The 12,154-nt window shown below is 68.3% G+C and carries 11 protein-coding genes and 1 pseudogene; 4 read left to right on the forward strand and 8 right to left on the reverse strand.

Annotation, left to right across the window (positions count from 1 at the left end):
• Positions 1–129 precede the first annotated feature (129 nt).
• Together OHA03_RS08575 and OHA03_RS08580 are read right to left on the reverse strand one after the other, a co-directional pair.
• Positions 130–1,950: a cytosine permease gene (locus tag OHA03_RS08575; RefSeq protein WP_267002354.1), complete on the reverse strand. Its 1,821-nt coding sequence runs from the start codon at positions 1,948–1,950 to the stop codon at positions 130–132.
• 213 nt (positions 1,951–2,163) lie between these two features.
• Positions 2,164–2,916, reverse strand: a complete 753-nt coding sequence (locus OHA03_RS08580) for a GntR family transcriptional regulator (RefSeq protein WP_267002356.1) — start codon at positions 2,914–2,916, stop codon at positions 2,164–2,166.
• Between the two features lie 282 nt (positions 2,917–3,198).
• Here OHA03_RS08580 and OHA03_RS08585 point away from each other — a divergent pair, with 282 nt between their 5' ends.
• Positions 3,199–4,572: a glycoside hydrolase family 18 protein gene (locus tag OHA03_RS08585; RefSeq protein WP_267002358.1), complete on the forward strand. Its 1,374-nt coding sequence runs from the start codon at positions 3,199–3,201 to the stop codon at positions 4,570–4,572.
• Between the two features lie 113 nt (positions 4,573–4,685).
• Here OHA03_RS08585 and OHA03_RS08590 read toward each other — a convergent pair.
• Positions 4,686–5,132: pseudogene (locus OHA03_RS08590) on the reverse strand (proprotein convertase P-domain-containing protein); the annotation flags it as partial.
• 80 nt (positions 5,133–5,212) lie between these two features.
• On the opposite strand from OHA03_RS08590, the gene OHA03_RS08595 reads away from it, so the two are divergent.
• Positions 5,213–6,310 carry a threonine synthase gene (locus OHA03_RS08595; RefSeq protein WP_267002360.1) on the forward strand — a complete coding sequence of 366 codons (1,098 nt, stop codon included), beginning with the start codon at positions 5,213–5,215 and terminating at the stop codon, positions 6,308–6,310.
• 57 nt (positions 6,311–6,367) lie between these two features.
• Here OHA03_RS08595 and OHA03_RS08600 read toward each other — a convergent pair whose 3' ends face one another.
• Positions 6,368–6,850, reverse strand: a complete 483-nt coding sequence (locus tag OHA03_RS08600) for a cupin domain-containing protein (RefSeq protein ID WP_267002362.1) — start codon at positions 6,848–6,850, stop codon at positions 6,368–6,370.
• A 150-nt stretch (positions 6,851–7,000) separates the two neighbouring features.
• The gene (locus OHA03_RS08605; RefSeq protein WP_267002364.1) at positions 7,001–7,501 is read right to left on the reverse strand and encodes a levansucrase; all 501 of its coding nucleotides are present in this window, start codon (positions 7,499–7,501) and stop codon (positions 7,001–7,003) included.
• 420 nt (positions 7,502–7,921) lie between these two features.
• Here OHA03_RS08605 and OHA03_RS08610 point away from each other — a divergent pair, with 420 nt between their 5' ends.
• Positions 7,922–8,674, forward strand: a complete 753-nt coding sequence (locus OHA03_RS08610; protein ID WP_267002366.1) for a carbonic anhydrase — start codon at positions 7,922–7,924, stop codon at positions 8,672–8,674.
• Positions 8,675–8,808: 134 nt separating this feature from the next.
• On the opposite strand, the gene OHA03_RS08615 is transcribed toward OHA03_RS08610, so the two are convergent.
• Together OHA03_RS08615 and ychF are read right to left on the reverse strand one after the other, a co-directional pair.
• A complete protein-coding gene (locus tag OHA03_RS08615; protein ID WP_267002368.1) occupies positions 8,809–9,213 on the reverse strand; it encodes a hypothetical protein in 405 nt (134 codons plus the stop codon).
• A gap of 261 nt (positions 9,214–9,474) precedes the next feature.
• Positions 9,475–10,563, reverse strand: coding sequence for a redox-regulated ATPase YchF (ychF, locus tag OHA03_RS08620; RefSeq protein WP_267002370.1), 1,089 nt, complete (start codon positions 10,561–10,563; stop codon positions 9,475–9,477).
• A 300-nt stretch (positions 10,564–10,863) separates the two neighbouring features.
• On the opposite strand from ychF, the gene OHA03_RS08625 reads away from it, so the two are divergent.
• The gene (locus OHA03_RS08625) at positions 10,864–11,355 is read left to right on the forward strand and encodes a DUF6542 domain-containing protein (protein WP_267007978.1); all 492 of its coding nucleotides are present in this window, start codon (positions 10,864–10,866) and stop codon (positions 11,353–11,355) included.
• 54 nt (positions 11,356–11,409) lie between these two features.
• Here OHA03_RS08625 and ppgK read toward each other — a convergent pair whose 3' ends face one another.
• Entirely contained in the window at positions 11,410–12,147 is a 738-nt protein-coding gene (ppgK, locus tag OHA03_RS08630) for a polyphosphate--glucose phosphotransferase (protein WP_267002373.1), read from the reverse strand.
• Between the last annotated feature and the right edge of the window lie 7 nt (positions 12,148–12,154).

Here is a 12,154-nt window from a genome sequence, read left to right on the forward strand (position 1 = left end):
GCCCGAGCGTACGCCTGACCTTCACGCAACGGATACGTAATTACACAAAGAGGCACCGATCCGGCCAGCACAAAGGGGGCGCACTCATCCTGATGCGCCCCCCTGTGCCACACGGATCACTTGCGTCGCCTACGCCTCCACCTCCGTCGACGCCGCTGCCGCTGCCGTTGCCGTTGCCCTTGCCGTTGCCGTTGCCGTTGCCGTTGCCGTCCGGATCGTCGGCATCGGCATGAGGACCGGACCGGCCGCCGGTTCCTTGCGGCAGACGTCCCCGCACTCCGCGTCCAACGAGCAGCACAGCGAGCAGATCGGCCCCGACCGGACCGGGCAGTCGGCGATGTCCGGGAGTTCGTAGGCGGTGTCGCAGACCGAGCAGGTATGGGTGGCCGTGATGTCCTCGATCTCGACGTCCGGGCCGTTCACCGGATTGGGGCGGGCCAGGTAGTACTTCCCCTTCGTCGCCCAGGCGATCAACGGGCAGAGGGTCAGGGAGAGTCCGGCCGCGATGAAGGTCGAGAAGGCCTCCGCGTAGGCACCGAACAGCCCGAAGAACGCGAGGATCGAGACGGTTGAGGCGATCACCATCGCGCCGAATCCTGCCGGGTTCACCGCGTACAGATAAGCGCGTTTGAACTCGATGTACCGCGGGCTCAGCCCGATCCGCTTGTTGATGACCAGGTCGGCGGCGACGGCCGCGATCCAGGCGATGCCCACGTTCGAGTAGAAGCCCAGCAGTTTGTTGAGGGCGGCGAACATGTTCATCTCCATCAGCGTCAGCGCGATGGCGAGGTTGAGGAAGATGTACCAGACCCGGCCCGGGTGTTTGTGGGTGATCCGCGAGAAGAAGTTCGACCAGGACAGCGAGCCGCTGTAGGCGTTGGTCACATTGATCTTGATCTGCGAGACGATCACGAACAGAGCGGCAGCCGGGAGGGCGAATGAGCCGAGCCACGGCTTCAGCGCCTCGATCTGCGGTGCGATCGGCTCCAGTGCGTGCGTCTTGCCGACCGCCTCCAGAGCCACGAACGCCAGCAGCGCGCCGCCGAGCTGCTTTGCCGCCCCGATAACGACCCAGCCGGGCCCGGCGGCGAGCACCGCGAGATTCCAGCGCCGCTTGTTGGACTCGGTCTTCGCGGGCATGAAGCGCAGATAGTCGGCCTGCTCGCCGATCTGGGCGATGAGCGAGAGCGCGACGCCCGTACCGAGCCCGAAACCGATCCAGGAGAAACCGGATCCCGCACCCTCCGTACCGCCGAAGGAGCCGAACGCACCCCAGGCGTCTGGGGCTTCGAAGGCGAGCACGACGAACGGCAGGACCATGCCGACGATCCAGATCGGCTGGGTCCACGCCTGCACCTTGGCGAGCGCCCCCATGCCACGGAAGACGATGGGGATGACGATCAACGTGGTCAGCAGATAGCCGACCTCGACCGGCAGCCCGACGGCCTGATGCATGGCCTGCGCCATGATCGAGCCTTCGAGGGCGAAGAAGATGAACGTGAAGGACGCGTAGATCAACGAGGTCAGCGTCGAACCGAAGTAGCCGAAGCCGGCGCCGCGCGTGACCAGGTCCATGTCCAGGCCGTACTTCGCGCAGGCCCGGGCGATCGGTATGCCGGTGAGGAAGATGATCGTCGCGGCGGTCAGGATCGAGGCGAAACCGCTGGTGAAGCCGTAAGTGAAGACGATCGAGGCGCCGATCGCGAAGTCGGCGAGATAGGCGATGCCACCGAGTGCAGTGCCCGCGACCATCGAGGGCGACCAGCGCCGGAAGGAGTGCGGCGCGTAGCGAAGTGAGTAGTCCTCGCGGCTTTCGTCGGCGGCGAGCTTTGCGTAACTGCGCCTGGGGGGCGGCGACTCGGCGGGCCCGGTCTCCGTTGCTTCCGGGACCCCGGCGGGCTTCACCTCCGGGGCCTCGGTCGTCGTCGTGGGGCCGGCAGTGTCCGTCATCGGTGACTTCCCGTTCGTCAGTCCGGCGTGCGGGTACGAACGGGAAGGTAAGAGCAGGACATGACAAGCCGTTACGGCCAGTGATTGCCCATCGGTTACGAGAACTGAGTGGGCGTTAACTCGTCATCACGGGCGCCGGACTGGCCGTCCGAGTATCGGTCATCCGACAGGAACTCGACGCACCGGTCGCCCGGCAGGAGCAAGACGTACCGGTCACCTGACGGGAAGGTGGTAGGAGATCCGGTAGCGGTCGCCGGGCACCACCACGTCCGCCGTCTCGACCGGCCGACCCGATGCGTAGTACGTACGCCCGATCACCATCACCACATGGCCCGGCACACCACCGAGCGCCAGGAGCTCCTCCGCAAGCCCCGGGCGCGCGCCGACCTGCTCGACCACGTTGTCCACGACGACGTCGATCGCGGCCATCCGCTCGACCACCCCACAACCGCCCAGCGGGCCTTCCTCCGGCAGCATCACCGGCGTGCGTCCCGTGATCGCGAGGGGTTCCCAGGAGGTGGAGAGCATCATCGGCTCCCCCGCTTCCCGGAAGATGTATCTGGTGCGCATCACCCGGTCCCCCGGGTCGATATCAAGGCGGTCGGCGATCTCCGGGCCCGCCTCCTCCTGTTCGCTGCGGGACTCCCAAGTCCCTCGCACCCCTTCCGCCGCCTGCTCCTGGCGGAACGGGCTGGCTCCCGCGTCCGGCCGGTAGCCGGAGCGGGCGATGCGACGCGGGACCGGGCGTGCACGCACATACGTACCGGAGCCGGAGCGTCCCTCGACCAGACCTTCTGCCATCAGCACCTTGCGCGCCTCCAGCGCGACGGTGTCCGAGACCCCGTACTCCTCGCGGATACGGGCCTGCGACGGCAGGCGCGTGTGCGGCGGCAGCGAACCATTGACGATCTTCTCTCGCAGATCGCTCGCAACGCGCAGATAGGCGGGCTGCTCACCGAATGTCACAGGCCACTCCCAACAGGTTGACAGTCTGCAACAGACTGGCAACCGTCGGTCGTGAACCGCAAGCACAGGCCAAAGTTTCACCCGAAGTGATGACTTGGCGCCGCCCTGCGCATATCGAGGCCCCGGCCACCACAGCAATCTCGGTCACGCTCGGCCCGGTACGGCGCCATGAAGCCCCTCGATCACCCCCAACCCCTTGACCCGTTTTGGTCCAGACCAATAGTTTCCTCACCACACAGCACGGCTCTCGCACCTCTCAGCGCACCCACAGGAACGGGCCCCATGCGTCGAAGAACCCTGTCCAGACTGGCCATTGCCGCCTGCGCCCTCTCACTGGCGGCCGGGATCGCACCCGCCGCCTCCGCCTCCGGAGGCTCCGCCTCCCCCGCCCACGCCTCCGGTTCCGCCGCCTACAAGCGCGTCGGCTACTTCACCCAATGGGGCGTCTACGGACGCGACTTCCAGGTCGAGGACCTGGACACGAGCGGCACCGCGGCCAAGCTCACCCACATCAACTACGCCTTCGGCAACGTCAGCGCCGACGGCAAGTGCTTCACCGGCAATGTGCCGGGAGAGGCCGACGCCTGGGCGGACTACGTCCGTCCGCTGGACGCCGCAGGGTCGGTCGACGGCGTCGCGGACACCGACACCCAGCCTCTCGCGGGCAACTTCAATCAGCTGCGCGAGCTGAAGGCCAAGCACCCCGGCCTCAAGGTGATGATCTCCCTGGGTGGCTGGAGCTGGTCCACCCACTTCTCGGACGCGGCCCGCACCGCCGCCTCCCGCAAGGCGTTCGTCTCCTCCTGCATCGACCTGTACATCAAGGGCAATCTGCCGGTGGACGGGGCGCGCGGCGGCGAGGGCGCGGCGGCCGGTCTCTTCGACGGCGTGGACATCGACTGGGAGTGGCCCGGCTCCGCCGGCGACACGGACACGGTCTACCGCCCCGAGGACAAGCGGCACTTCACCGCTCTGGTGCACGAATTCCGCACCCAGCTCGACGCGTACGCGAAGAGCACCGCCAAGGAGGGCAAGGGCCACGGGCACAACAGCAAGCCCAAGCACTACGAGCTGACGGCGTTCGTCCCCACCGCTCCGGTCAAGATCGACGCAGGCTTCGACGTTCGTCGCATCATGCGGGACTTCGACTTCGTGAACCTGCAGGGTTACGACTTCCATGTGTCCGGCGAGACGACCACGGCGCAGCAGTCCGCGCTGTACGCGAAGAACGACTTCAGCGTCGACCAGACCGTGCGCGAATGGATCGGGCGCGGCGCCCCCGCCCGCAAGCTGGTCATGGGCATGCCGTTCTACGGTCAGGGCTGGACCGGCGTGACGGGCGGCGGCGACGGTCTCGGCCGGCCCGCCGCGGCCCCCGCACCCGCCACCTGGGCTGCAGGCTACGAGGACTACAAGGCCCTCAAGAAGCTGGCCGAATCCGGTACGTACAAGATCCATCGGGATCTCAGGAACGGCCACGCATGGCTGTTCGACGGCACGACCCTGTGGACGTACGACGACCCACAGGTGCTGCGCACCAAGACGTCGTACATCCGTCAGCACGGTCTGGGCGGCGCGATGTTCTGGTCGCTGGACGGGGACACGGGCGATGGCGAGCTGATGACCGCCGTCGACCAGGGCCTCGGTCGGCGCTAGGGGGGGTAACCCGCAGACGCCCCCAGGGCACGGTCAGCGAGGGTGTGGGGGTGACCGCCGATGCGGTCGCCCCCACACTTTCAGCAAGTCGCGAATGCCCTACGGACGCGGCATCAGAACTGCAGTGCCCAGGAGTTGATCCTCCCGGTGTCGGCCGCCGCGTTGTCGCTGACCCGCAGCTTCCAGGTGCCGTTCGCCACCTCCGACGAGGCGTTCACCGTGTAGGTGGTGATCACGTTGTCGCTGCTGCCGCCCGTTCCGTACGCCTTCAGGTTGTAGACCGAACCGTCGGGCGCGACCAGGTCGATCCTCAGGTCGCCGATGTACGTGTGCGTGATGTCGACGGGCACGCTCAGCGCCGCCGGCGCGTTGCCGGTGACGCCGGTGACGGTGACCGGCGACTCGACGGTGGAGTTGTCGCTGATGGTGTAACTCGTCGTGTTCTCGAACTTCGGTCCCGGCGGAGTCGTGGTGCCGGTGCCGACATTCAGCAGCCGGTTCGGCGAACCCGTGCCCGGGCTGGTCACGACTCCGGTGGCGGCCGCGGCGACCAGTCCGGCCATAGGAATCCCACAAGGGCCCCGTGGGCTGTGCCATACCTTCGCCATTCGCCCGCCACACGCCTGACATGCTGGCGGTCATGGCCACCTATCTCTGCCCGCAGGACGGCACCCGCGCCGAGACCACCAGCCTGACCTGGCGCTGCCCGGTCTGCAGCGGCCCTTGGGACCTCGACTTCGAAGTCGCCGGGCGGCTCTCACTCAACTCCCTGGCCGGACGCGTCAATTCACTGTGGCGTTACGCGGAGGCACTACCCCTCTCCTCACCCGCCACCAGCCTCGGGGAGGGCCGCACGCCGCTCGTGCCGCTCACTCGCGCGGTCTCGGCCAAGCTCGACTTCCTGATGCCGACGCTCTCCTTCAAGGACCGAGGCGCCGTGATGCTCGCCGAACTGGCCCGCCGCCTCTCCCCCGAGCGCGTCGTCGCGGACAGCAGCGGCAACGCGGGAACAGCCGTCGCCGCCTACTGTGCGCGGGCCGGACTGCCCTGCACGGTGTACGTCCCCGAGGGCACCTCCCCGAAGAAGACCGAACAGATCCGGGCCCACGGCGCCCGCCTGGAGATCGTCCCCGGCGACCGCGAGGCCGCCGCACTCGCTGCCCGGGCCGCCGCCGACTCCCCCGGCACCTTCTACGCCTCGCACGTCTTCAACCCGTACTTCCTGCACGGCACGAAGACATACGTCTACGAGATGTGGGAAGACCTCGGCGGCCGGCTCCCCGACGCCATCGCCGTACCGGTCGGCAACGGCACGTTGCTCCTCGGCGCGGCCCTGGCCACCGCGGAACTCCACGCCCAGGGCCTGATCGACGAACGGCCGGCGCTGATCGCCGTACAGGCCGAGGCCGTCTCACCGTTGGCCGCCGCCTTCCACGCGGGTACGGACGGCCTGCTCGACGAGTCCGGCCGGGCGGCCGCCCCCACACTCGCCGAAGGCATCGCCATCCCCCGCCCGCCGCGCGCACGCCAGATCCTGACGGCGGTGAGGGAGTCCGGCGGCACATTCCTCACGGTGACGGAGGATCAGATCCGCAAGGCGCAGCTGGATCTGGCGGCCCGCGGCTTCTACGTCGAGACGACCGGCGTCGCCTGCTGGGCGGCGGTCGGCGACTGGACGGACCGCAGCGTCGTCGTACCGCTGTGCGGCGCGGGACTCAAGACGGGCCTGGCGCGCTGACCTCGCATGCGGTCACCTGCACGCCATGACCGGCATGCAGGTGACCCGCCATGCCGATCAGTCCGTCCAGTACGTGTCGTGCTTGATGAAGAACTCGACCCGCTCCTCCTGTGACCACTCGGCGGCCTGAGCGACCTTCTCGAAGTACTCCTCGCGCGGCGCACCCGGCGTGAACAGCAGCAGCATCGACGCCGGCGCGTCGGAGTCGTTCCGGAATGCATGCAGCCCGCCCTGCGGTACGTACACGAAGTCGCCCTGCTTGGTGTCGATCCATCGCTCACCGTTGTAGATCCGCACCGCCCCGTCGAGGATGAAGAACGATTCCGAGATCGACCGGTGGAAGTGCGTGGCCGGGCCGCCCGCTCTGGGCGCCATGTCCATCCGGTACAGCCCGAACTCGCCGTGCGTGGTGTGCGTGGTCGCCAGATAGTGGGTGGCGCTGCCGGTGCGGGACTGCAGGTTCGGCACCGTGTCCGCCGGCCTGTACGTGGCGCTGATCTCTCCCTTGCCGTCCCCGTAGATCGGCTCCGGATACGACATGCCGTTCTCCTCTCGATGCTGCCGGTGCTCTCGGTAGGGTCGGTGCTCTCGATGCTGCCGGTGCTCGGTGCGGCAGCATCGGGTGACGATCGAGGCCGCTGATGTGTCGAAGCCGGGCGGTGGTACCCGGCCTCTCGTCGGATCCGCGGCTCAGCCCTGTGGCTGGAAGTAGCGAACACCCTTCTCGATGCGGCGCCCGGCATAGGCGCGCCCGATGGCCGGCTTCCCCCGGTACATCCCCACGTACCCCTGGGCACTGTCGACGACGACCGGTCGGGCGAAACAGGCGAACCGATTGCGCTGCTTCTCCTCCGCCCAGGCCATCGCGGCCGGGTCGATCCGGTCGCTGACCAGCACGGGGAAGCAGGCGACGCCGGTCTGCATGCCGACGGGCAGCCCGCCCTTGTTCTTCTTGGCGTACGTGAGCACCTGTGTGGTGAACGTGTCGACGACCGGGACGGTGATCTCGGGCACGGCGGCGGCCACGGTGAACAGATGAAGATTGGTGGCCGCCCAGCGCATCCGGAAGTCGGCCCTTCGGCCGACGAGCACAGGCGCGCCCGCCCAGTCCTCCCAGCGCGGCCCGCAGCCGTCGCCCGCCAGTCGGCTCTCGACCGATGCCAGGTAATTCCGTATCGACTCTTGGCTCATGGCCGCGATTGTCCACGGGCCGGGCACGGTCCGGAAGCCGACACCGGCTGCCGAAGCCGCGCAGGGCCGACTCGGGCAGCACGGGCTCCATGACGGACTCGCGGAACGCGGAGCCGGCGAAGCGCACACTGCCGGGAATCGTGGTGCCGGGCGGGTGGCGGACGTCTCGGCCGACGGCCTGACGGTACGTCGGGAGGGAGGGGCCCGGGCTGCGGTGCAGGAGAGCCCCGAGGAGTGGTGCCACTCGGGCCCACCTCGCGCATCAGGCGCTCAAGCAACTGCCCGAAGCCGGCCCTGTGGGCCGTCGGTGGCAAAGCAGCCCATGTCCTCGTGCGCCTGCCGTCGGGTTCCCACGCCGCGCTGAACAATCGCCCTGGTCAAGACGTAGGACGTGGCTCAGCGGACCGAGGGGAACGACCGATGGACAGAACGGCACATCCGGATCGCAGAGCTCTGCTCACCGGCGGACTTGCGGTCGCCACGGTTGCGCTTGCGGGGTGCTCGTCGACGAGCGCCACCCCGTCGACGAACAGCGCTCCGTCGGCGAGCAGCGCTTCGCCGGAGGCGCGGCCGGCCACGCCCGCCGCAGCATTCGCGAGACTGATGGACGGCAACAAGCGCTGGGTGAGCGGAGATCTGCAACATCCCGACCGGGATCCGGACCGGCGCCAGCTCGTGGCCCAGACGCAGGAGCCTTTCGGGTCGATCCTTGCGTGCATCGACTCCCGGGTACCGCCTGAACTCCTCTTCGATACCGGGCTGGGCGACCTTTACGTGATGCGCACCGGCGGAGAGGCCGTCGGCCCGGTGGTCACGGGTTCCGTGGAGTACGGCCCCATGACGAGTGGCACTCCGCTCATCGTGGTCCTCGGGCATCAGCGCTGCGGCGCCATCGAGGCGGCGTACAAGTCCATCCGCGACGGCAAACCGCTGCCAGGAAACCTGGAGGCGATCGCCAAGGCTCTACGGCCGGCGTACGAGCTGGCAGTCCGCGAAGGCGGTGCCGATCCGGTGGAGACCATGGCCCGCGCCCAGGTCAGGCTGACCGCGGCCGACCTGCGCTCCAACCAGGACCTGGCCCCACTCGTGGCAAAGGGCGCCCTTGCCGTGGTCGGCGCCTACTACTCGCTCGACACCGGCAAGGTGGAAGTCCTGGCCGGCGCGCCTTCCTGACCTGGCCGGACCGGACGGATGCGCGTGGTCAGGGGCGGTGCGGATGAACGGGACCGCCCCTTGGAGGCGCCTCGAAACAGCCGAAAGCACCTTGCGGCGGACCGCCGGACCGGGAGTTTCGTCGGACGACGCGGCTACGCCAGATCCTCGAAGGAGTCCTCGCCCGGACGCCAGACCGTCCAGTCTGCAAAGTCCTGGGTCCGGTACGACGCGATCTCCGGGCCGACGAGCTCGTCCCATTCCGGATGCAGGACGACGGTGCCGGACGGCAGCCGGATCCGCAGGCCGATGCCCGTGGCCTCGGCAGTGTCGACGACCTCCTCGCCGGCCAGGGCACGCAGGGCGTCGGCGTAACCGAGCCGACCGTCACGGTAGACCTCACCGTCGGGTGTCTCGACGCACGGCATCACGAAGTACGTGAGGATCTGCTCGTCCGGCGAGCCGAAGTGGAGCTCCAGGTGGTCCAGAACGAAATGCACCGCGTCCAGCCGGCACCCGACGAGCCTCGACAGCAGCTCGTTCGGCACATACGCCGCCATTGCATTGCTCCCCTACACCCGTCGCCCCAGGATCCGCACAGCGGCATCCGGGTGCCGCAAGCCCTCGGGGCGTACCAACAAACACCCCCTGACCTGCAAAAATAATCCAGAGGACGCCTTGCGCGGACACAAGCCGGCTGCGGGTCCTGCCGGGGGTGCACCGACTCCGCAAGTGACGAAGGACTACGCAAAGGGCTCGCCTGCTCAGGCGAGCCCTTTGCGAAATTCCGCTCCACCGGAAGCGGGTAATTCAAGTCTCAATTAAACGTTGAAGCGGAACTCCACCACGTCGCCGTCCTGCATCACGTACTCCTTGCCCTCCATGCGGGCCTTGCCCTTCGCGCGGGCCTCGGCGACCGAGCCCATCGTCACCAGGTCGTCGAAGGAGACGATCTCCGCCTTGATGAAGCCCTTCTGGAAGTCGGTGTGGATGACACCGGCCGCCTCGGGGGCCGTGGCGCCCTTCTTGATCGTCCAGGCGCGGGCTTCCTTCGGGCCTGCCGTGAGGTAGGTCTGCAGCCCCAGCGTGTCGAAGCCGACGCGGCCGAGGGTGGCCAGGCCGGGTTCCTCCTGGCCCATGGACTGCAGGAGTTCGAGGGCCTCGTCGTCGTCGAGTTCGATCAGCTCGGACTCGATCTTGGCGTTGAGGAAGATTGCCTCGGCGGGAGCGACCAGGGCACGCTGTTCGTTCTTGAAGTCCTCGTCGACCAGCTCGTCCTCGTCGACGTTGAAGACGTAGAGGAAGGGCTTGGTGGTGAGGAGGTGCAGCTCGTGGAGGAGCTTGCCCTTCTCCGTGCCTGCGGTGATGCCCGCGGCGAAGAGCGTCTCGCCGGACTCCAGGATCTGCTGGGCCTCCTCGACCGCGGCGAGGACCGCGACCTTCTCCTTCTGGAGGCGGGACTCCTTCGTGAGGCGCGGGACGGCCTTCTCGATGGACTGGAGGTCGGCGAGGATCAACTCGGTGTTGATCGTCTCGATGTCGTCCTTGGGCGAGACCTTGCCGTCGACGTGGACGACGTTCTCGTCCTTGAAGGCCCGGATGACCTGGCAGATCGCGTCCGACTCGCGAATGTTCGCGAGGAACTTGTTGCCCAGGCCCTCGCCCTCGCTCGCGCCGCGGACGATGCCCGCGATGTCGACGAAGTCGACGGTGGCCGGGAGCAGGCGCTGCGAGCCGAAGATCTCGGCCAGCTTGTTCAGGCGGGCGTCCGGGACCCCGACGACGCCGACGTTCGGCTCGATCGTGGCGAACGGGTAGTTGGCCGCCAGCACGTCGTTCTTGGTCAGGGCGTTGAACAGGGTCGACTTGCCGACATTCGGCAGACCGACGATTCCGATCGTGAGCGACACGTTGGCGACTTCCTGGAGTAAGGACGGGTGGGCCGATTCTCCAGTTTACGGGCGGGGGCGAGCGGGTAGTCACGCGTCCGGTCGGGGGCCGATGCGGTTCCCGTTCGACCATGTGGCATCGAACTCACCGCCAAGGTCACCCAAAGGGCGTGTCCAACGCCTCCTCCCTCCCGCCTCGCGACCTACGTTGTCCCGGTGGAGCAGCCCAGAACACGTCCCCCTCAGCGCCAGCAGTCGTCGCAGCAGGCCCCACTGTCCCCGCAGAGCACCATCGACGAGGCCACCACCGTCTACCGGGTGGTGGCCACGCCCGACGGGCGGGCACGACGGGTGCCGCCCGCCCTGCTCGCGCTGCGCAGGCTGCCCAATCCGCGACTGACCGGCATCGGTGCGGGGCTGTTCGCCGCCGCCGTCATGTTCGCGCTGGCCTGCCTCGACTGGCTGCTGTTCGATGGATCGTCGATCCTGTACGGGGTGCTGTTCCTGCCGGTCAGCGCGCTGACCGCGCTCTGGGTGCGGCCCGCCGATCTGGTGACCGCACCGATCAGTGTGCCGATCGCGTTCGCCGTCGGTGTGATTCCGATCGCCGGTGGCACGGGCGGCTTCGGCGGACAGACCATGGCGGTGGTCACGGCGCTCGCCGTCCACGCCGGTTGGCTGTACGGCGGCACGCTCATCGCCGGGCTCATCGCCACCGTGCGCAAGGTCCGGCTGATGCGTCAGCGGCGGCGGATGCGGTCGGCCACGAAGGCGGCGCGCCCCGCCCGGCGTCCCCGGCGTCCAAGGCCCTGAGGCCGTGGCAGGGGCAAGGGCAGGGGCAGGGGCAGGGGCAGGGGCACAAAAGGGCTATCTGCCTGCCGCCGCCATCGCCGCGCCCACGATGCCCGCGTTGTTCTGCAGCTCGGCCGGCACCATCTCGGCCCGCACGTGCTCGATCAGCGGCAGGAACTTGTCGGCCTTCCGGCTGACTCCGCCGCCGATGATGAAGAGCTCGGGCGTGAACAGCATCTCCAGATGGGCCAGGTACTTCTGCACCCGGTGCGCCCAGTGGTGCCAGCTCAGCTCCTCGTCCTCCTTGGCCTTCGTGGAGGCGTGCTTCTCCGCTTCGTGGCCGCCCAGCTCCAGATGCCCGAGCTCGGTGTTGGGTACGAGCTGCCCGTCGGTGAAGACCGCGCTGCCGATCCCCGTACCGAGCGTCAGCATGATCACGGTCCCCTTGCGGCCGCGCCCCGCGCCGAAGGTCATTTCGGCGATTCCCGCCGCGTCGGCATCGTTGAGGACGGTCACCGGAAGGCCCAGCTTCTCGCCGAGCAGCGTCCGGGCGTCATGGTCGATCCAGCTCTTGTCGACATTGGCCGCGGTGCGGGTGACACCGCCGGTGACGACGCCCGGGAAGGTGACGCCGACCGGGCCCGACCAGTCGAAGTGGCCGACCACCTCGGCCACGGAGTCGGCCACGTCCTTGGGCGTGGCCGGCTGCGGTGTCAGTACTTTGTGGCGCTCCTGCGCCAGGTCTCCGCGGTCCAGGTCCACGGGAGCGCCCTTGATCCCGGATCCGCCGATGTCCACGCCGAAGATCTGCATGCGATCC

The organism is Streptomyces sp. NBC_00154, from assembly GCF_026342835.1.
GTDB lineage: Bacteria > Actinomycetota > Actinomycetes > Streptomycetales > Streptomycetaceae > Streptomyces.